We start from the raw sequence: 21,236 nt of genomic DNA, 5'->3' as shown, positions 1-21,236 counted from the left end.
TGGTTCGTGCCGTGATGCGTCGCCTTCGGTATCCCTATCGACGTAAGGACCCAATGACCTCCTCTTCTTCCCCTTCCCAGGCCGCACAGAGCGCCTTCGCGCAGAACAACCCCGAGAACCTTCGGGCCGATGCCCTGATGGAAGAGGACGTCGCCTGGAGCTTCGAGATCGACGGAGAGCGGGACGGCGACCAGTTCGACCGCTCCGACCGCGCGGCTCTGCGCCGCGTCGCGGGCCTCTCCACCGAACTCGAGGACGTCACCGAGGTCGAGTACCGACAGCTCCGCCTGGAGCGCGTCGTACTCGTCGGTGTCTGGACCACGGGAACCGTGCGGGACGCGGAGAACTCGCTGGCCGAGCTGGCCGCCCTCGCGGAGACCGCGGGCGCGCTCGTGCTCGACGGCGTGATCCAGCGTCGCGACAAGCCGGACGCGGCCACCTACATCGGCTCCGGCAAGGCCAACGAGCTGCGGGACGTCGTCCTCGAATCGGGCGCTGACACCGTCATCTGCGACGGTGAGCTGAGCCCCGGCCAGCTCATCCATCTCGAAGACGTCGTCAAGGTCAAGGTCATCGACCGTACGGCCCTGATCCTCGACATCTTCGCCCAGCACGCCAAGTCCCGCGAGGGCAAGGCACAGGTCGCGCTCGCGCAGATGCAGTACATGCTGCCGAGGCTCCGCGGCTGGGGTCAGTCGCTGTCCCGTCAGATGGGCGGCGGCAAGGGCGGCGGCCTCGCCACCCGTGGTCCCGGTGAGACCAAGATCGAGACGGACCGGCGGCGGATCCGCGAGAAGATGGCGAAGATGCGCCGGGAGATCGCGGAGATGAAGACCGGCCGCGAGATCAAGCGCCAGGAGCGCCGTCGGAACAAGGTGCCCTCGGTCGCCATCGCCGGATACACCAACGCCGGCAAGTCCTCCCTGCTCAACCGCCTCACGGGCGCGGGCGTCCTGGTGGAGAACGCGCTGTTCGCGACCCTCGACCCGACCGTGCGTCGGGCCGAGACGCCGAGCGGGCGGCTGTACACGCTGGCGGACACCGTCGGCTTCGTACGTCACCTGCCGCACCACCTCGTCGAGGCGTTCCGCTCCACGATGGAGGAGGTCGGCGACGCCGACCTGATCCTGCACGTGGTCGACGGCTCGCACCCCGCGCCGGAGGAGCAGCTGGCCGCCGTGCGCGAGGTCATCCGCGACGTGGGCGCGACCAAGGTGCCCGAGATCGTGGTGATCAACAAGGCGGACGCGGCCGACCCGCTGACGCTGCAGCGGCTGCTGCGGGTCGAGAAGCGCTCCATCGCGGTCTCCGCCCGCTCCGGTCAGGGCATCCAGGAACTGCTCGCCCTGATCGACAACGAGCTGCCGCGCCCCTCGGTCGAGATCGAGGCACTCGTGCCGTACACCCACGGCAAGCTCGTCGCCCGCACCCACACCGAGGGCGAGGTGATCTCCGAGGAGCACACCCCGGAGGGCACCCTGCTCAAGGCCCGGGTCCACGAGGAACTGGCGGCCGACCTGGCGCCGTACGTTCCGGCGGCGACGGTCTGACGGCCCCACGGCCCGGGACCTGACGGCAGCGCGGGAACCCCCGGGTCACCCGCACCCGTGAACGCCCCAGAGGCCCGCCCCCTCCACCGAGGGAGCGGGCCTCCGGCATGTGCGCTGTGCGCGTCGTGGTCGTACGAGGGCCTCGCGCCGCGCGTCACGCCGCCCGGGGTACGGCGGAGGGCGCGTGGCCTGTCGATCCCACGCGCCCTCCGCTGTCGTCAACGCCCGTCGGGCGTCACTGCGCGAACTTGTCGCTCACCGCCTGGTACACGCCCTCGGCCTCCTTGCCCAACCGCGGGCCCGCGAGCCAGCCGGCGGTCGCCGGGCCGATGGAGGTGTTGGACACCAGCGCGGGCCGACCGTCCGAACCGGTCGCCACCCAGCCACCGCCGGACGAACCGCCGGTCATGGAGCAGCCGATGCGGTACATCGTCGGGTCGGACGCGACGAGCGAGAACCGTCCGGGCTTGTCCTGGCACTGGTACATCGTCTCGCCGTCGTACGGAGCACCGGCCGGGTAACCCGTCGCCGTGATGCTCTTCACCTGCGGCACGGCGGGCGCGTCGAAGTCCACCGGCAGCGCCGAACCGACCGTCTCCTCCAGCGACTTGCCCCCGCTGCCCTCCTCCGGCGTCACATGGATCACCGCGAAGTCGTACGGCGCTCCGTCACCGCCGGTCTTGCCGCCCTGCTCGATCCACTGGTCCGAGGTCTGCGCCCAGTCGCCCCACCAGACGCCGTACGGAGCGACCTCCTCCTTGGTGGCGGTCTTCACCTCCGACGCCGACCTGCCATCGTCGTTGTACGAGGGCACGAAGGCGATGTTGCGGTACCAGCCGCCCGCCTTGCCGGCGTGCACGCAGTGGCCGGCCGTCCACACCATGTTGGACTTCCCCGGGTTGGCCGGGTCCTGCACCACGGTCGCCGAGCAGACCATGGTGCCCTCGGGCGCGTCGAAGAACACCTTGCCCGCCGCGGGCACGTTCGCGTGGTACTTCGCCGACACCGCCGTGGCGTCGACGGACCGCGGCGTCGGGTCGGTCACGCCCTGGTCACCGGTGAGGTCGCTCTCGTCGACCTCCTTCTCCGGCTCCTCGGCGTCCCGCATCCGGTCCGGGTCCCACAGGTCCTTGATGATCGGGTTGACGTAGTCCTCGGCCTCGCGCAGCCAGTCGTCCCTGTCCCAGTTCTTCCAGGCACCGCCCCGCCACTTGTCGAGGTCGATCCCGTGTTCCTTCAGCTTGTCCTTGATGTCGTCCGGAATGCGGATCTTGCCGTCGCCCGCGCTGCCGCTGTCCTGAGCGGACGCCGACGCGTCGGCGTTCGCCGTGGTGTCACCCGAGCCGCAGGCGGTGGCGGTCAACGACAGAACCGCGGCGAGGCCGACCGCGGCCACCACGGGGGAGGTTCTGCGGTGCGTGCTCCTCCCACGACGGGCGGCGAAGAGCGGTCGTATGGGTCGCATGGTCTGAACTCCCCTGGGGCGTGTGAGAACTCTGTGCTGCCGAGGCGGATCACGCACGGTCCTCCGCGCGCCCACCGCCTCCTTGTACGTAACCGACACGGCATCGCGCGGCTCCGTACCTCAGTTTCTTCGTACGCGGTCGTCTGCTTCGATCGTGGCCGTCCGGCACGGTCGCCGTACTCGGGAGACGTACTCGGCGCCGTCTGCGCGGCCTGCCACGGATTCACCGATCCGCGTCCTTCGGAACGGCACCACACCCTATGCGGTCGTTGTGAGGGACATCCGAGGGAAGGGCAACGGTTCCGTCACGGCAAGGATCTTCGTCCCACCCGCTTCCCCGTGCGAGTCCCGTCGTTGGAAGGTGCGGGGACCCGCCGGTGCTCGGTGACCCCTGCCAACTCGCCTTCGGACAGCGGGAGGAAGTGCAGCCGTGGCGGTGACCGAGTCTGCCGTGGCGCCGACGGGGCGCGAGCCCGGGCGAACACGTGCGGGACACGAGGACGAACGGGCCCGCACACGACGGGAAGACGACGGACCGGGCCGGGCGCACGAGAGGATCCTGCGGCGGCAGGCCGCCCGCGAACCGGCGGCGCGCACCTATGCACACGCCCTGCCCCTCGTGCCCGTCCGCGCACGAGGGCTGACCATCGAAGGCGCCGACGGCCGCCGCTATCTCGACTGTCTGTCCGGCGCCGGCACCCTCGCCCTCGGCCACAACCATCCGGTCGTCCTCGAAGCCATCCGGAAGGTGCTCGACTCGGGCGCTCCCCTTCAGGTCCTCGACCTGGCCACTCCGGTGAAGGACGCCTTCGTCACCGAACTGTTCCGCACCCTTCCCCCAGGGCTCGCGGATCGCGCACGCGTCCAGTTCTGCGGACCCGCCGCCACGGACGCGGTGGAGGCGGCCTTCGCACTGGTCCGTGCCGCGACCGGACGCACAGGAATGCTCGCCTTCACCGGCGCCTGCCACGGCACGACCACCGGAGCACTGGACGTGGCCGGAGGCTCCGAGGAGATGCGGCTGACACGGCTGCCCTACCCCCAGGACTACCGCTGTCCCTTCGGCAAGGGCGGCGAACGCGGCGCCGAACTCGCCGCCCGCGCGACCGAGTCGGTCCTCGACGACGCCAGCCACGGTGTGCCCCGGCCGGCGGGCATGATCCTCGAACCGGTCCAGGGCGAGGGAGGAGTCGTTCCCGCCCCGGACGTCTGGCTCCGCCGCATGCGCGAGATCACCGCGGCCCGCTCGATCCCGCTGATCGCCGACGAGGTCCAGACGGGAGTGGGCCGCACCGGCCGGTTCTGGGCCGTCGAGCACAGCGGCATCGTCCCCGATGTGATGGTCCTCTCCAAAGCCATCGGCGGCAGCCTCCCGCTCGCCGTCGTGGTCCACCGCGACGACCTCGACGTCTGGCGACCGGGTGCCCCCGCGGACTCCTTCCGTGGCAATCAGCTGGCCATGGCCGCCGGCACCGCCACCCTCGCGCACGTCCGCGAGAACGGCCTCGCCGCACGTGCCGCGCTGCTGGGCACCCGTATGCTCACCCAACTCCGCGTCCTCGCAGATCATTTCGCCTGCGTCGGCGATGTACGCGGCCGTGGGCTGATGCTCGGCATCGAGATGGTCATCCCGGGAGCGTCCTCTTCTCAAGAGGGCACAGGTCCGCCCCCGCCCGCCCCCAGCCTCGCCACCGCCGTCCAGCGTGCATGCCTCCGTCGTGGCCTGATCGTCGATCTGAGTGGCGGCCAGGCCGGCGTCGTCCGCCTCCTCCCACCCCTCACGATCACCGACGAGCAGGCGGAGGCCGTACTCGACCGCCTGACGGACGCCATCGCCTCGGTAGCCGCCACCGCCGACGAGCGCCATGCGGCGAGGCCGATGCCCGAGCGTGGCGGAGGCCCGGGAGACCCGCCCGGCGGCTGAGCGGCGAGCCGCCCCGCCATACCGCCCGATGCGGCCCCGCCCCGCCCCCGCACCAGCCGCGCATCCCGGGCACCGACCCACCCGGCCCCGGCACCGACCCACCCGGCCACCAGCCCACCACCGAGCCGGACATGCCCTCGCAGCACCGATACCCCGCCCCCTTCCGCAGTTCCACAGCCCACAGCCCTCGCACATGGCCCGGCCCCGCCGGACCGCGCACCCCGCGACTGCCCTCCCGCACGAGCAACCCCAGGAACCGCCTTGAAGCCGCAGCCCGACCCCGAGGCCCGCACCCACGATCACGACACGAAGGCATGCGCCTCCCTGTCCCCGAGCCGACTCGACGCCGAGCCATCGCCTGCTGCCCAGCAGGACATGAGGGTCGGCCAACTCGGGCCGCAGTTCGATTGGGTTGCGCCGCGTTCCGGCGCGCCCGCCGCCCCAGTCCCGGAGCGCGCGCCTTTGGCCTCCGGCTCGACCAGCCTGGCCTCCGGCTCGACCAACCTGGCCTCGGGCTCGACCAGCCTGGCCGCGGGTTCTCCCGCCCTTGCCTCCGGTTCGTCCCTCTTGGCCTCCGACTCTCCCGCCCTCGCCTCCGACCAGGCGGCCCCGGGGCCCGGCCCGGCCACCCCGACGCCCGGCCGGTCCGAGAGAGGGGCCGTCTCGGTCGTACAGATGCCCACGCGGCCTGCGGCGGAGTCCCGTGACACCGAGCCATCGCCCGGTCAGGCCGCGCCGGTCCCTCGCCAAGCCGCACCCGCTCAGACAGCTGTCGAGCCAGGCCAAGAGCACCATCAGCCAGCCCTTGGCCAAGCCGACCGGACCCCGATCGTCGAGCGGCCGCATGCCTCGTCCACCGACCCCCTGCACCACCCCGACCCGAACACCGCGGCCCAGGCGGCGGCGATCGAGAACCTGTTGCGCTGCTGGGTTCGCGAACACGACCTCACCTGTCCCCACGACGGCACCCTCCACATCCCCCTCCCCACCCCGGGTACGGCGCTCCATGCCCCGGTGCACTACTGGTCCCTCACCGGCTGGCACCGCTTCGGCCAGCCGTACCTTGCCGGCACCCCCGAGAACACACCGCCTCTCGACGCGGCCGCGGTGGCGGCCCTGCTGGTGGATGGGACGACCACGCGAGGCTCACGCGGGACGGACACACAGGTGCCGGACCGCTTCGACCCGTGCGATCAGGTCGACCCCCGCGATCAGGTCGACCTCCGCGATCTGATCGCACGGGTCGCCGACTCCGTCCGCCGCGTGGCCATGTTCATTGCCGAGCGTCGGGCCGCGCCCGCCGACGGTCCGGACCGGTTCCGCGCCGCCGAGCAGGGGCTCGTCCTCGGTCATCCCCTGCACCCCACCCCCAAGAGCCGCGACGGGCTCTCGGAGATCGAGGCCCGGCTCTACTCACCGGAGTCGCGTGGCTCCTTTCCGCTGAACTGGCTGGCGGTCGCTCCCTCCGTCCTGTCCGCCGACTCGGCTTGGACCGAGCGCGGTCGTGTCGTTCCCGCCGAACAGCTGACCGCCCGGCTGGCCGGTCCGGGACTGCCGCTGCCGGAGGGCCACGGCGCCCTGCCCGTGCACCCCTGGCAACTCCGTGAAGTCCGACGCCGTCCGGCCGTCGCCGCGCTGTTCGACGCCGGTCTGATCAGGGACCTGGGTCCGCACGGTGACCCGTGGCACCCCACCTCCTCCCTGCGTACCGTTCACCGGACCGACACCCCCGCGATGCTGAAGCTCTCGCTGGGCCTGCGCATCACCAACTCCCGTCGTGAGAACCTCCGCAAGGAACTCCACCGCGGTGTCGAGGTCCACCGCCTGCTCCGCTCCGGCCTGACCGCCCAGTGGCAGGCGGCCCACCCCCGCTTCGACATCGTCCGCGACCCGGCGTGGCTGGGGGTCACCACACCCGAGGGCTCCCCCCTGCCGGGTCTGGACGTGATCGTCCGGCACAACCCCTTCGGCGCGGCGGACGACGTGTCCTGCGTCGCGGGACTCGTCTCACCGAGGCCGTACGCCTCGGCTCATCCGACGCGGCACGTCGACGGCGCCGTCCACCACGGAGTCGACACCCCCGCTGATGTACACCTCCTCATGCGGTCACGACTCGCCGACGTCCTCACCCGTCTCACCGCGCGCACCGGCCGTCCCCGAGGAGCCGTCGCCGTCGAGTGGTTCCTGCGCTATCTGGAGCAGGTCGTGCGGCCCGTGCTGTGGCTGGACGGCGAGGCCGGGATCGCCCTCGAAGCGCACCAGCAGAACATGCTCGTCCTCCTGGACCGCGACGGCTGGCCCATCGGGGGCCGCTACCGGGACAACCAGGGTTACTACTTCCGTGAGTCCCGCCGCGCGGATCTCGCAGCCCGACTGCCCGGCATCGGCGAGCGCAGTGACACGTTCGTCTCCGACGAGGTGGCCGACGAACGGTTCGCCTACTACCTCGGTATCAACAACGTGCTCGGCCTGATCGGTGCGTTCGGCTCGCAGGGCCTCGGCGACGAGCGACTTCTGCTGGCTGCCTTCCGCCGCTTCCTCACGCACATCGCCACCGGCCCTGTCCGGCTGCACACCACCCTGCCGGCCCGGTTGCTCGACTCACCTGTCCTGCGCTGCAAGGCAAACCTCCTGACCCGTCTCCACGGCCTGGACGAACTCGTAGGTCCCGTCGACACCCAGTCCGTCTACGTCACGATCACCAACCCCCTCCACCGCTGACCGGCCCGGCCGCCGCACGGCCCGCGCGTCCGCGTCGATCCGCCTCCCTTCAGCCCCGAGGAACATGACCCATCCGATCTCCTGAGAGGAACGTCGCCGTGGCTCCCACAGACGCGAGCACCGAAGCGAGCACTGACGCCGGCACCGACGCCGGCACCGGAGCGAGCATGCACACCGGCCCCGCCTCGACCCCGACGTGCAATGAGGACACGCTGGAACTGCGCCTGACCGACGACTTCCTGGCACTGCTGTCCGAGGACGGCAATGCACGCGTAGGGGAGACCGAGGCGGTCCAGGAGAGCTCCCCGGCCAAGGGCGAACTGCTCGACCACCTCGCCGACTGGGGGCCGGTCGTCACCCCGGCAGGCACCCTGCACCTCGTCCCCGTTCGCCTCGAACGGGAGCTACCGCTGATCGCCCACTGGATGAACGACTCGACCGTGGCCTCCTACTGGAAGCTGGCCGGACCCGAGGACGTGACCGCGAACCACCTGCGGACCCAGCTCGACGGGGACGGCCGCAGTGTGCCCTGCCTCGGCGTGCTGGACGGCACCCCGATGAGCTACTGGGAGATCTACCGGGCGGACCTCGATCCCCTGGCCCGCCACTACCCCGCCCGTCCGCACGACACGGGAGTCCATCTCCTCATCGGCCCCGTGGCCGAGCGAGGGCGCGGTCTGGGCGCCATCCTGCTCCGCTTCGTCGCCGATCTCATCCTCGACAGAAGACCTTCCTGTGCCCGCGTCGTGGCGGAACCCGACCTTCGCAACTTTCCCTCCGTCTCCGCGTTCCTGAGCGCGGGATTCCGGTTCTCCGCAGAGGCCGACCTGCCCGACAAGCGGGCCGCCCTCATGATCAGAGACCGACTCCTGCGTGACCTGATGTAGATCAGACGGTCCGCCGTGGATCCGACCCGGGTCCGACGTGGATCCGCTGCGATGCCGTCATTTTTGGTACACCGCCCGCGCCGGATCGGTTCCCGATCCGCGCCGACGCGATTTCCGGCCCCTCGGGAATCCGCCCGCTCCGACGAAGACGAAGACCAAGAGAAGCGAAGAGAAGACGACGAGAACGCGAAGAGAAACGACCTTGAATCCACCCCTCACGCCCCGTGACTCCGCCTTGATAACCCGTTTGTCAGTGGTGACCCGTAGGGTGGTCGCGCTATGACGAAGCCCTCACTCCACGAACTCCTGCACGCCGCCGTCGCCGCCGTCGGCGGTACGGAGCGCCCCGGCCAGGTGACCATGGCCGAAGCCGTCGCGGAGGCGATCGACGACGGCTCCCATCTGCTGGTGCAGGCGGGCACCGGCACCGGAAAGTCGCTCGGTTACCTGGTGCCCGCGCTCGCCCAGGGGGAACGCGTCGTCGTCGCGACGGCGACCCTGGCCCTGCAGCGCCAGCTCGTGGAGCGGGACCTGCCGAGAACGGTGGACGCGCTGCATCCGCTGCTGCGCCGTCGCCCCGAGTTCGCCATGCTCAAGGGCCGGTCGAACTACCTCTGCCTGCACCGCCTGCACGAAGGCGTGCCCCAGGACGAGGAGGAGGGCCTCTTCGACCAGTTCGAGGCGGCCGCGCCCTCCAGCAAGCTGGGCCAGGACCTGCTGCGGCTGCGGGACTGGTCGCAGGAGACCGAGACGGGCGATCGGGACGACCTCACCCCGGGTGTCTCCGACCGGGCATGGTCACAGATCTCCGTGTCGTCCCGGGAGTGCCTGGGCGCATCGAAGTGCGCGTACGGTGCCGAGTGCTTCGCCGAGATGGCCCGGGAGCGGGCCAAGCTCGCCGAAGTGGTCGTCACCAACCACGCGCTGCTCGCGATCGATGCCATCGAGGGCGCGCCGGTGCTTCCGCAGCACGAGGTGCTGATCGTGGACGAGGCGCATGAACTCGTGTCGCGCGTGACGGGTGTGGCGACCGGCGAACTCACCCCGGGCCAGGTCAACCGGGCGGTGAAACGGGCGGCGAAGCTGGTGAACGAGAAGGCCGCCGACCAGCTCCTGACCGCTGCCGAGGGGTTCGAGCGGGTCATGGAGCTGGCTCTGCCGGGCCGTCTGGAGGAGGTCCCCGAGGATCTGGCCTACGTGCTGATGGCGCTGCGGGACGCCGCGCGTACGGTGATCTCGGCGATCGGCAGCACGCGCGACAAGTCCGTCCAGGACGAGGACGCCGTGCGCAAGCAGGCGCTGGCGGCCGTGGAGAGCGTGCACGACGTGGCGGAGCGGATCAGCAACGGCTCCGAGTGGGACGTCGTCTGGTACGAACGCCATGACCGGTTCGGCGCGTCCTTGCGGGTCGCCCCGATGTCCGTGTCGGGACTCCTGCGGGAGAAGCTCTTCGCGGACCGGTCGGTCACCCTCACCTCGGCCACGCTCAAGCTGGGCGGCGACTTCAACGGCGTGGGCGCGTCCCTGGGCCTGGCGCCGGAGGGCACCGAAGGGGACGACCTCCCGCAGTGGAAGGGCGTGGACGTCGGATCGCCGTTCGACTACCCGCGGCAGGGCATCCTCTACGTCGCCAAGCATCTGTCGCGGCCCGCGCGGGACGGCGACCGGGCGGACATGCTGGACGAGCTGACGGAGCTGATCCAGGCGGCGGGCGGCCGGACCCTCGGTCTGTTCTCGTCGATGCGGGCCGCCCAGCTGGCCGCGGAGGAGCTGCGGGTCCGGATCCCGGAGTACCCGATCCTGCTCCAGGGCGAGGAGACGCTCGGCGAGCTGATCAAGGGCTTCGCGGCCGACCCGAGGACCTGCCTCTTCGGCACGCTGTCGCTCTGGCAGGGCGTGGACGTGCCCGGCCCCAGCTGTCAGCTGGTCGTCATGGACAAGATCCCGTTCCCGCGCCCCGACGATCCTCTGATGAGCGCCCGGCAGAAGGCCGTCGAGGAGGCGGGCGGCAACGGCTTCATGGCCGTCGCCGCCACCCACGCGGCCCTGCTGATGGCCCAGGGCGCCGGCCGCCTCGTACGGGCGCAGGGAGATCGTGGTGTGGTCGCCGTCCTGGATCAGCGGCTGGCGACCGCGCGGTACGGCAGCTATCTGAAGGCGTCCCTGCCCGACTTCTGGTACACGACGGACCGCAACCAGGTCCGCAGGTCGCTCGCCGCGATCGACAGCGCCGCGATCGACAGCGCCGCGATCGACAGCGCGGCGAAGGACAAGGCAGAAGTCGGGAGAGAAGTCAGGGCAGAAGAGGCGGAAGCCGAGACGGCGGAAGCGTGATCAACGGCCGGCGGCCTGTCCCGAACCATCGGGACAGGCCGCCGACCATTCCGCGCACGGCGTCGGGCCCGCAGCACCACGCATGCTCTCGGCGGGTCCCGGACAGCCCAGGACCCCGGAACCGGCGCAGTGGATTCCGGGGCCCGGATCAGGGGCGGGGACGGGCACGGGCCGTCCGCCGCGGTGGGTCAGACGCGGCGCAGAACGGCCACCACCTTGCCGAGGATGGTCGCGTCGTCACCCGGGATGGGCTCGTAGGCGGCGTTGTGCGGGAGCAGCCAGACGTGGCCGTCCTCGCGCTTGAAGCGCTTGACCGTCGCCTCGCCGTCCAGCATGGCGGCCACGATGTCGCCGTTCTCGGCGACGGGCTGGCGGCGGACCGTCACCCAGTCCCCGTCACAGATGGCGGCCTCGATCATGGAGTCGCCCACGACCTTGAGGACGAAGAGCTCGCCGTCACCCACCAACTGGCGGGGGAGCGGGAACACGTCCTCGACGGACTCCTCGGCGAGGATCGGGCCACCGGCGGCGATCCGGCCCACGAGCGGCACGTACGATGCGGCCGGCTTGCCCGCGGTGTCCGTCGGCTGGGCCGAGGACTGGTCGGAGCCGCGGACCTCGTACGCACGCGGGCGGTGCGGGTCGCGCCGCAGGAAGCCCTTGCGCTCCAGCGCCATCAGCTGGTGCGCCACGGAGGACGTGCTGGACAGGCCGACCGCCTGGCCGATCTCGCGCATCGACGGCGGGTATCCACGCCGCTGCACCGAGTCCCTGATCACCTCGATGACCCGGCGCTGCCGATCGGTGAGTCCGGAGCTGTCCGCCCTGATGCCTGGAGGTCGGCCGGGCAGGGCTCGCTTGGGCCCTTCATGGTTCGTGGATTCGTTCATCGCATGCACCGGCTCGAGTCGGCTCTGGGAGCGGTCCTGGGCAGTGATGGTGGCACTGTCAGCGGTGGTGGTCACGTCGGCCCCTCTCGATGGTCTCCCGTGCAGCACAACGGTAGTTGCTTTCGAAAGGTTGCGCCAAACACACGTTCGAGTGAAAAAGCGTGGATTACCTGACGTGGCCATCTGTGGGGGTGTAGGGCCTGCGCTCTGGCGGACAAAAGCACTGATTGCTGTACTCTTCACCGCCGGGGTGACGGGCCTTGTGGGCCGCTGTCGCCGCGTGGCCCAGTCTGCCACCCGGTGCTCCACCGGCCGAGTACCGACCCCTTCTTCCCCGGCCGACCGCCGCCGCCCCGTCCGCTCCGCGACCGTGCGGCTGCGCTGCGCGACGGAGCCTCCGTGCGGCGTCCCGTCCCGGTGCGGGCGACACGCGCGTCGTAGGTGGATTTACGTGCCTGGCCCTACATGTAGTGCTTGGATTGCCGCAACAGCCCAGAAGTTGTGGTCCCCCGGGTCCTGGGGGTCTTGGTCATCCCCTATGCTGGGGGCTGCTTCCGCGGGGCCCAAGGGGCCTGTGGGGGCTATCGAGTCGTGCTGTGAGGAGGGTTGGAGTTATGCACTGTCCCTTCTGCAGGCACCCCGACAGCCGTGTCGTCGACAGTCGTACGACGGATGACGGCACGTCGATCCGCAGGCGCCGCCAGTGTCCCGACTGCTCCCGTCGTTTCACGACGGTGGAGACGTGTTCGCTGATGGTGGTCAAGCGGTCCGGCGTGACCGAGCCCTTCAGTCGCACGAAGGTCATCAACGGCGTCCGCAAGGCGTGCCAGGGGAGGCCCGTCACCGAGGACGCGCTCGCCCAGCTGGGCCAGCGGGTCGAGGAGGCGGTGCGGGCGACCGGAAGCGCCGAACTGACCACCCACGACGTGGGGCTGGCCATACTCGGCCCGTTGCAGGAGCTGGACCTCGTCGCCTACTTGCGGTTCGCCTCGGTCTACCGGGCGTTCGACTCGCTGGAGGACTTCGAGGCCGCCATCGGGGAACTCAGGAACCAGCAGCACAGGCACCCCGGCGCGGACGACGAGGACGTCGAGAACGCGGCCGAGGAGTGCCAGAGGAGCGACCGCGGGTCCGGCGGGACTGCGCAGGTCCCCGTGCCCGCCCACGCCGCCGACTGACGGCGGGCCGCACCGCCGGACCGAGGGTCCGGACGATCGGCGGCGATCCAGGCCTGTCGTGAACGGCTGTCCAGCCGGGTCGCGACACAAGACAGAACACCGTGTCACGGGAACAACGCGACACTTCAGGGCGTTTACGCCCGTACAGGGAGGCGGCATGACAGAGACGGCGAGCGGTCCGGCACGGAGTTCCCGCGCCAAGGGCACCAAGGCGAGCAAGGGCCTGCGTATCGAGCGCATCCACACCACTCCCGGCGTGCACCCGTACGACGAGGTGGTCTGGGAGCGGCGTGACGTCGTCATGACCAACTGGCGCGACGGCTCGGTCAACTTCGAGCAGCGTGGCGTCGAGTTCCCCGACTTCTGGTCGGTGAACGCGGTCAACATCGTCACCAGCAAGTACTTCCGGGGTGCCGTGGGCACCCCGCAGCGCGAGACCGGCCTGAAGCAGTTGATCGACCGCATCGTGAAGACCTACACGAAGGCCGGTGAGGACAACAGGTACTTCGCCTCGCCCGCCGACGCCGAGATCTTCGAGCACGAACTGGCGTACGCCCTCCTGCACCAGGTCTTCAGCTTCAACAGCCCCGTCTGGTTCAACGTGGGCACCCCGCAGCCCCAGCAGGTCTCCGCCTGCTTCATCCTGTCCGTCGACGACTCCATGGAGTCGATCCTCGACTGGTACAAGGAAGAGGGCATGATCTTCAAGGGCGGCTCCGGCGCCGGCCTGAACCTCTCCCGCATCCGCTCCTCCAAGGAACTGCTCTCCTCCGGCGGCAACGCCTCCGGTCCGGTCTCCTTCATGCGGGGTGCCGACGCCTCCGCGGGAACGATCAAGTCCGGCGGTGCCACCCGCCGCGCCGCCAAGATGGTCGTGCTGGACGTGGACCACCCGGACGTCGAGGACTTCATCGCCACCAAGGTGAAGGAGGAGGAGAAGATCCGCGCCCTGCGCGACGCGGGCTTCGACATGGACCTGGGCGGCGACGACATCACGTCCGTCCAGTACCAGAACGCCAACAACTCGGTCCGTGTGAACGACGAGTTCATGACGGCCGTGGAGAACGGCACCGAGTTCGGCCTGCGCGCCCGTATGACCGGCGAGGTCATCGAGAAGGTCGACGCCAAGGCGCTGTTCCGCAAGCTGGCCGAGGCCGCGTGGGCCTGTGCCGACCCGGGCATCCAGTACGACGGTGTGATCAACAACTGGCACACCTGCCCCGAGTCCGGCCGCATCACCGCGTCCAACCCGTGCAGCGAGTACATGCACCTGGACAACACGTCCTGCAACCTCGCCTCGCTGAACCTGATGAAGTTCCTCAAGGACGACGGCCTCGGCCGCCAGTCCTTCGAGGTCGAGCGCTTCGCCAAGGTCGTCGAGCTCGTCATCACCGCGATGGACATCTCCATCTGCTTCGCCGACTTCCCGACCCAGAAGATCGGCGAGAACACCCGCGCCTTCCGTCAGCTCGGCATCGGTTACGCCAACCTCGGCGCCCTGCTGATGGCGACGGGCCACGCGTACGACTCCGACGGCGGCCGCGCCCTCGCCGGCGCCATCACCTCCCTGATGACCGGCACGGCGTACAAGCGTTCGGCCGAACTCGCCGCGGTCGTCGGCCCGTACGACGGCTACGCCCGGAACGCCGACGCCCACAACCGCGTCATGAAGCAGCACTCCGACGCCAACGGCACGGCCGTGCGCATGGACGACCTCGACACCCCGGTCTGGGCCGCCGCCACCGAGGCATGGCAGGACGTCCTGCGGCTCGGCGAGAAGAACGGCTTCCGCAACTCGCAGGCCTCCGTGCTCGCGCCCACCGGCACGATCGGGCTGGCCATGTCCTGCGACACCACCGGTGTCGAGCCGGACCTGGCGCTGGTCAAGTTCAAGAAGCTGGTCGGCGGCGGCTCGATGCAGATCGTCAACGGCACGGTCCCGCAGGCCCTGCGCCGCCTGGGCTACCAGGAGGAGCAGATCGAGGCGATCGTCGCCCACATCGCCGACCACGGCAATGTGATCGACGCGCCGGGCCTCAAGCAGGAGCACTACGAGGTCTTCGACTGCGCCATGGGCGAGCGCGCCATCTCCCCGATGGGCCACGTCCGCATGATGGCCGCGATCCAGCCGTGGATCTCCGGCGCCATCTCCAAGACGGTCAACATGCCGGAGACGGCGACCGTCGAGGAGGTCGAGGAGATCTACTTCGAGGCCTGGAAGCTGGGCGTCAAGGCGCTCGCGATCTACCGCGACAACTGCAAGGTCGGCCAGCCGCTCTCCGCGAAGACCAAGGAGACGGAGAAGGCGGAGATCACCGAGAAGGCCGAGGAGACGATCCGGGCCACGGTCGAGAAGGTCGTCGAGTACCGCCCCGTCCGCAAGCGCCTTCCGAAGGGCCGCCCCGGCATCACCACGTCCTTCACCGTCGGCGGCGCCGAGGGCTACATGATCGCCAACTCCTACCCGGACGACGGCCTGGGCGAGGTTTTCCTGAAGATGTCCAAGCAGGGCTCGACCCTCGCGGGCATGATGGACGCCTTCTCGATCGCCGTCTCGGTCGGTCTGCAGTACGGCGTGCCGCTGGAGACGTACGTCTCGAAGTTCACGAACATGCGCTTCGAGCCGGCCGGTATGACGGACGACCCGGACGTGCGGATGGCTGCGTCGATCGTCGACTACATCTTCCGCCGCCTGGCGCTGGACTTCCTGCCCTTCGAGACGCGCTCCGCGCTCGGTATCCACTCCGCCGAGGAGCGTCAGCGTCACCTGGAGACCGGTTCGTACGAGCCGATCCTGGACGACGTGGAGGTGGACGTCGAGGGTCTGTCCCAGTCGGCGCCGCGGCAGTCCCTGAAGGCCGTCGCCGCTCCGAAGGCCGACGAGGAGGGCGCCAAGCCCGCCCCGAAGCAGGCCCACACCAGCGCCGAACTGGTGGAGATGCAGTTGGGCATCCAGGCCGACGCCCCGCTGTGCTTCTCCTGCGGTACGAAGATGCAGCGGGCCGGCTCCTGCTACATCTGCGAGGGCTGCGGCTCGACGAGCGGCTGCAGCTGATCTGAGCGCCTCCGGGCGCGAACCGGCACGTCAGGGCGGTGGAGTCGAAGTCCGGCTCCACCGCCCTCGGTGTGCTCGCAGCCCTACGGAAAGGGGCGTGGGTCAGGCCCGGGGCGGACGGCCCATGACGCGGGCGAAGGCCGCCGGGTCCTCGTCGTATCCGGTGATGCCCGGGTGGAAGGTCCACTCACCGGACGGGTCGCGGACGAACACGGCGACGGTCGCCGCGGTGGAGCCGAGGACGGTGCCGAAGTCGTCCTCCGCGAGGACCGTGTAGCCCTCGCGGATGCGCAGGCCGGGGTTCCGGACACCGGCGAAGGTCTTCGTACCGGATCCCTGCTGTATGGCGACACCGATGACGACCCGCCCGTAGCGGCCGTCGAGGCGGTTCAGCTCCACCGTCATCATCTCGTCCCAGCCGAAACCCTGACCGTTCTTGCTGTCGCGGTTCAGGGTGATGGTGCCGTCGGGCGAGCGGCTGTCGAAGTGGACGACATAGGCGGGATCGCCGCTCGGATCGGCCGCGGTATAGGTCGCCGCGATGATGTCGAGGTCCGTCGGCGGCTGGCCGGTGGGGCTCGGGTCCCACTTCAGCGACACCTCGACCTTGCGGATGCCCTTGTTGAGGCCGTTCAACAGAACTCTCCTCCCCGTCCTTCTCTGCGTGCGGACCGAACTGCCTGGCGGTCCAGGCCAGTTGTCCATCCTCGCACGCGCGCCGGGGCGCTCGCCCGGGTGCAACCGGCCGGAGAGTGACCGCCGCCACGTTCCGTGGCCTTACCATGGCGCGGTGCTGGTCAAGTGGATTCGCTGCACCGTGGTGGACCGCCGTGGGTTCGAGCGGGGGCAGCGAAAGTGGGCGGGGCTTCCGGGGGAGCCGGGTTTCCGGGGACAGGGTGGGGGTTGGAGCCGGGCTCGGCCCGGCGTGGCGCACATCTTCTCCTTCTGGGAGAGCCGCGCCTTCTACGACTCCTTCATGGCACGTTCCCACGACCGGCTCGCCGCGTCGCAGTCCGGCACGTTCAAGGACCCGCAGGTCAAGCTCTTCGACCACCGCTTCGACGTGAAGACCGGTTTCGAGCCCCGCTTCACCGACGCCGATGTGGTGCGGGTGGCGCACTGCCGTGTCCACGAGGAACGCGCCGAGCACTTCACCCTCATGCAGGAGAAGGTCTGGAACCCGGCGATGGCCGGCTCCCCGGGGATGGTGCGCGGGCTGTTCGGCGAGGCGCCGGGCCATGAGTTCATGATCCTCTCCATGTGGCAGTCGGCCGCCGAGCACGGCAAGTACCGCGCCGAACGCATCGAGCGCCTCGCCCTGCGGGCCCAGCTGGAGGCCGACGTCGCGGCCCTGGCGGGCGACATCGTGGAACTGGAGCCGAGCTGGACGGTGTGATCGCCGGACGGTCCGGGGGCGCACGCGCCTTGGCTCCGGGGATCGGACCTGTGCGTTCGACGGGTGGGACCTGTGTGACCTACGCCGTATGGCACCCGGAGAAGTGCCCGATCCGGCCTCGTCCCCTTTAGGGTCTTGGCATGGCACGACCACGGCGCATCATCCTTGTCCGACACGGCGAGTCAACGGGCAATGTTGATGACACCGTGTACGAGCGCGAGCCCGACCACGCCCTCGCGCTCACCGATCTGGGCTGGCAACAGGCGGAGGAGACGGGAAAACGCATCCGCGACGTCCTCGGCCGCGAGCGCGTCAGCGTCTACGTGTCCCCCTACCGCCGCACGCACGAGACGTTCCAGGCGTTCCATCTGGACCCCTCACAGGTGCGGGTGCGCGAGGAGCCCCGGCTGCGCGAACAGGACTGGGGCAACTGGCAGGACCCCGACGACGTACGGCTCCAGAAGGCGTACCGGGACGCGTACGGGCACTTCTTCTACCGCTTCGCTCAGGGTGAGTCCGGCGCGGATGTGTACGACCGGGTCGGCGGCTTCCTGGAGAGCCTGTTCCGCAGCTTCGAGGACCCCGACCACCCCCCGAACGTCCTGCTGGTCACCCACGGGCTCGCCATGCGGCTGTTCTGCATGCGCTGGTTCCACTGGACGGTGGCGGAGTTCGAGTCGCTGTCGAATCCCGGGAACGCGGAGATGCGGATGCTCGTTCTCGGAGAGGACGGCAAGTACACACTCGACCGGCCGTTCGACCGCTGGCGGGACCCGGAGTCGTACGGGGCCACCGGATAGAGTGGCAGGGCGATGACCGCTGACTCCTCTTCCGACGGCCGCCTGGAGCGCGCCCTGTCCAGCCTGCGCGGACTCGCGGTGGGGGACGCGCTGGGCTCGCAGTACTTCGTGCCGGTGAACTATCCGCTGCTCAAGCGCCGGGAGGTCCCGTCCGGTCCCTGGCAGTGGACCGACGACACCGAGATGGCCTGTTCCGTGGTCGCCGTCCTGGCGGCGCACCGCCGGATCGACCAGGACGAGCTGGCCCGCTCCTTCGCCGTGCACCACGACTTCGACCGGGGCTACGGGCCGGCGGTCAACCGCCTGCTGCGCCTGGTGCGGGAAGGCGGCGACTGGCGGGAGCTGGCCTCCGCGCTCTTCAACGGCCAGGGGTCCTGGGGGAACGGCGCGGCCATGCGGATCGCCCCGCTGGGCGCCTGGTACGCGGACGACCCCGAGCAGGCCACCCACCAGGCGGAGATCTCGGCCTACCCCACGCACCAGCACCGGGAGGCCGTCGTCGGCGCCATGGCGGTCGCCGCTGCCGCCGCTCTCGCGGCCGACCCGGCCGGACCTCCGAGCGCCGGTGCGCTGCTCGACGGCGTGATCGCGCTCGTCCCCAAGAGCGCCGTCGGCGCCGGGCTGCGCCGTGCCCGGGACATGCTCGACTACGCCGACGCGGACACCGTGGCCGCGGTACTGGGCTGTGGGCGGCGTACGACCGCGCACGACACCGTGCCGTTCGCGCTCTGGTCGGCGGCCCGCGCCCTCGGTGACTACGAGCAAGGCTTCTGGACGACGGCCCAGGTCGGCGGCGACGTCGACACGACGTGCGCCATCGTCGGTGGAGTCGTCGCCTCCGGAAAGGCCGGGACGCCCCCCGAGGCCTGGGTGGAGCAGACCGAGGCGTTCCCGGGCTGGCTGCGGGTGGGTTAGCGGCCGTCAAGGGCCGGGCCGTCCGTACCTCGTCACCCGTGCCTCGTCACCCGTACTTCGCCACCCGTGCCTCGTCACCCGTGCCTTTTCTGTCTCAACCGTCCCGACTGTCACAGGAGTGCCACAGCTCGTTCCCCGGTCGGCCATGGGTGCGCTTGTGCGGCATAGCCTGTCCGCCACGCCGCCTGTTGATCATGACAAGTCGCGGCGACGAGGTACCGGCCGCGCGGCTTCTGCCGTGGCCATGCGCCGTCCACGGGTGCGAGGGGGCCGGTCGGGGGAGGGGGTCCCATGTCCGAGACACCGTCGGTACCAGCCGCACCTGAGCCGGAAGGGCCGGGGGCCGGACCGGAGCCGGAAGTCACGGCGGCCAGGCCGGAGCCGGAAGGCCCGACGGCCGGACCGGAGCCGGAAAGGCCGGCCTCCAGGGCGCGTGCCGCGAGCGGGGAGAGCCGCTCCGGGCCGGCAGGACCCGGAGCCGCCCCATCGCGGGACGGGACCGGCAGGCCCGCGCGGATCCGGACACCCGCCCCGCCCCAGGCGTCCAAGGGGATCGACCTCAGCCCCGGGCTACCCGCGCCCATCGGCACCACGACCCTGTGGGCGGCCCTGGCCACCGGCGTCCTCAGCATGCTGCTGCTGGGCGAGGGCCTGGCGGTGAACATACTCGTCGTCGCCGTGCCCGCCACGATCGCCGTGTACGCCGCCGGCCGGCGAGCGGGCCGACGTCCCCGGCCGTGGGCGCTGGTCTGGGGCGCGGCCGGGGCCGCCCTGCTGACCGTGCCCGCGCTGCGCGCCGCCGAATGGCCTTCGTTCCTCGCCGTCGTCACCGCGCTCGCGGTGGGCTCGCTCGCCCTGCACGGCGGCCGTACCTGGCCCGCCGTCCTGCTGGGCCCGATCGGTGTGTTCACCTCGCTGGTCACCGGCCCGGCCTGGGCCTGGCAGGGATTGCGCGAGCGGGTGGGCGGCGACCGCAGCCGTCTGGCGCCCGTGTTCCGGGCGGTCGGCGTGGCCGCGGTCCTGCTCCTCGTCTTCGGCGCCCTGTTCGCCGGCGCCGACGCGGCCTTCGCCGATCTGCTCGGCGCCCTGGTGCCCGACGTCTCGGTGTCCGACGGGCCCTGGCGGATCCTGCTCCTCGCGCTGGGCCTGTTCGGGACCCTCGCGGCGGCCCACACGGCGGCGGCGCCGACCCGCTGGGACCGCGTGCGGGTGCCGGCGGGACGCGCACGCGGGCGCGTCGAGTGGGCGCTGCCCCTGGTCGGGCTCGTCGCGCTCTTCGCCGTCTTCAACGCCGTGCAGCTCGCCGTGCTCTTCGGCGGCTACGACGCCGTCCTGGAAGAGACCGGCCTGACGTACGCCGAGTACGCGCGCCAGGGGTTCTGGCAGTTGCTCATGGCCACGCTGCTCACTCTGCTGGTCATCGTGATCGCCCTGCGCTGGGCGCCCCGCACGCGTCCGAGCGACCGGACGCTCGTGCACGGGGTGCTGGGAACCCTGTGCGCGCTGGCGCTCGTGGTCGTCGCGTCCGCCGTACGACGTATGGACATGTACGTGGACGCCTACGGACTCACGCGGCTGAGGATCTCGGTGCTGGCCATGGAACTCTGGCTCGGCCTGGTCATCGTGCTCATCATGGCCGCCGGGGTGTGGGGCGCCCGCCGGCTCCCGCGCGCCGTCGCGGCCGGGGCGGTCGCCGCCGTGCTGGCCTTCGGGCTCGCGTCGCCGGACGCGCTCATCGCCGGGCGCAACGTCGAGCGGTACGAGACGACCGGCCGCTTCGACCTCCCCTACGCCAGAGGGCTGTCCGCCGACGCGGTGCCCGCCCTGGACCGGCTGGAGGAACCCATGCGGTCGTGCGCCCTGCGGGACATCAAGGAGGAACTGGACGAGCGGCGGCACATCCCCTGGTACGCCACGAGCCGGGGCGAGGCCGAGGCGAGGCGGATTCTGGAAGAGCGGCCTCTCGTGCCGGGGGCGAGCGGGCCGGCGTGCGGCGAGTCTGAAGGGGAATCGGAATCGGAGTTCTACCGCTGAGTGGTCCTGGTGCGTTCGCGCACGGCCGGGCCCGGGCTCGCTGTGCTCGGCGCCCCTGCTCCCTGCGCTCGGCCTGCCGGCGGGTGG

Annotated in this window: 14 protein-coding genes; 11 read left to right on the top strand and 3 right to left on the bottom strand. The window is 70.7% G+C overall.

Going from position 1 to position 21,236, the window contains the following annotated elements:
• The first annotated feature begins 53 nt into the window (after positions 1-53).
• Complete coding sequence (gene hflX, locus PYR72_RS14620) at positions 54-1,550, top strand: GTPase HflX (protein ID WP_013000272.1); 1,497 nt, start codon at positions 54-56, stop codon at positions 1,548-1,550.
• 235 nt (positions 1,551-1,785) lie between these two features.
• Here hflX and PYR72_RS14615 read toward each other — a convergent pair whose 3' ends face one another.
• Positions 1,786-3,015 (bottom strand): hypothetical protein, encoded by a 1,230-nt coding sequence (locus PYR72_RS14615; protein WP_275455765.1) that lies wholly within the window; start codon positions 3,013-3,015, stop codon positions 1,786-1,788.
• Positions 3,016-3,445: 430 nt separating this feature from the next.
• Between PYR72_RS14615 and PYR72_RS14610 the strand changes: the two genes are divergently transcribed.
• From PYR72_RS14610 to PYR72_RS14595, 4 genes are all read left to right on the top strand, one after another.
• Entirely contained in the window at positions 3,446-4,939 is a 1,494-nt protein-coding gene (locus tag PYR72_RS14610; protein ID WP_275455764.1) for a diaminobutyrate--2-oxoglutarate transaminase family protein, read from the top strand.
• Positions 4,940-5,614: 675 nt separating this feature from the next.
• The gene (locus tag PYR72_RS14605) at positions 5,615-7,660 is read left to right on the top strand and encodes an IucA/IucC family protein (RefSeq protein ID WP_275455763.1); all 2,046 of its coding nucleotides are present in this window, start codon (positions 5,615-5,617) and stop codon (positions 7,658-7,660) included.
• Between the two features lie 167 nt (positions 7,661-7,827).
• Complete coding sequence (locus PYR72_RS14600) at positions 7,828-8,547, top strand: GNAT family N-acetyltransferase (protein ID WP_275460414.1); 720 nt, start codon at positions 7,828-7,830, stop codon at positions 8,545-8,547.
• Between the two features lie 279 nt (positions 8,548-8,826).
• Entirely contained in the window at positions 8,827-10,881 is a 2,055-nt protein-coding gene (locus PYR72_RS14595) for an ATP-dependent DNA helicase (RefSeq protein WP_275455762.1), read from the top strand.
• A gap of 188 nt (positions 10,882-11,069) precedes the next feature.
• Here the strand turns inward: PYR72_RS14595 and lexA are convergent, their stop codons facing one another.
• Positions 11,070-11,846, bottom strand: coding sequence for a transcriptional repressor LexA (gene lexA, locus PYR72_RS14590; RefSeq protein WP_059081483.1), 777 nt, complete (start codon positions 11,844-11,846; stop codon positions 11,070-11,072).
• 539 nt (positions 11,847-12,385) lie between these two features.
• On the opposite strand from lexA, the gene nrdR reads away from it, so the two are divergent.
• Positions 12,386-12,949 carry a transcriptional regulator NrdR gene (nrdR, locus tag PYR72_RS14585; protein WP_275455761.1) on the top strand — a complete coding sequence of 188 codons (564 nt, stop codon included), beginning with the start codon at positions 12,386-12,388 and terminating at the stop codon, positions 12,947-12,949.
• 157 nt (positions 12,950-13,106) lie between these two features.
• The gene (locus PYR72_RS14580) at positions 13,107-16,004 is read left to right on the top strand and encodes a vitamin B12-dependent ribonucleotide reductase (RefSeq protein ID WP_275455760.1); all 2,898 of its coding nucleotides are present in this window, start codon (positions 13,107-13,109) and stop codon (positions 16,002-16,004) included.
• A 102-nt stretch (positions 16,005-16,106) separates the two neighbouring features.
• On the opposite strand, the gene PYR72_RS14575 is transcribed toward PYR72_RS14580, so the two are convergent.
• Positions 16,107-16,709 (bottom strand): TerD family protein, encoded by a 603-nt coding sequence (locus tag PYR72_RS14575; protein WP_275455759.1) that lies wholly within the window; start codon positions 16,707-16,709, stop codon positions 16,107-16,109.
• 85 nt (positions 16,710-16,794) lie between these two features.
• Here PYR72_RS14575 and PYR72_RS14570 point away from each other — a divergent pair, with 85 nt between their 5' ends.
• From PYR72_RS14570 to PYR72_RS14555, 4 genes are all read left to right on the top strand, one after another.
• Positions 16,795-17,400 (top strand): YdbC family protein, encoded by a 606-nt coding sequence (locus PYR72_RS14570; protein ID WP_275455758.1) that lies wholly within the window; start codon positions 16,795-16,797, stop codon positions 17,398-17,400.
• A gap of 140 nt (positions 17,401-17,540) precedes the next feature.
• A complete protein-coding gene (locus PYR72_RS14565) occupies positions 17,541-18,200 on the top strand; it encodes a histidine phosphatase family protein (RefSeq protein ID WP_275455757.1) in 660 nt (219 codons plus the stop codon).
• 12 nt (positions 18,201-18,212) lie between these two features.
• Entirely contained in the window at positions 18,213-19,115 is a 903-nt protein-coding gene (locus tag PYR72_RS14560) for an ADP-ribosylglycohydrolase family protein (protein WP_275455756.1), read from the top strand.
• 291 nt (positions 19,116-19,406) lie between these two features.
• A complete protein-coding gene (locus tag PYR72_RS14555) occupies positions 19,407-21,149 on the top strand; it encodes a DUF4153 domain-containing protein (protein ID WP_275455755.1) in 1,743 nt (580 codons plus the stop codon).
• Positions 21,150-21,236 lie beyond the last annotated feature (87 nt).

The organism is Streptomyces sp. VNUA24, from assembly GCF_029167005.1.
Lineage (GTDB): Bacteria > Actinomycetota > Actinomycetes > Streptomycetales > Streptomycetaceae > Streptomyces > Streptomyces scabiei.
This window is presented reverse-complemented; position numbering and strand designations above follow the sequence as displayed.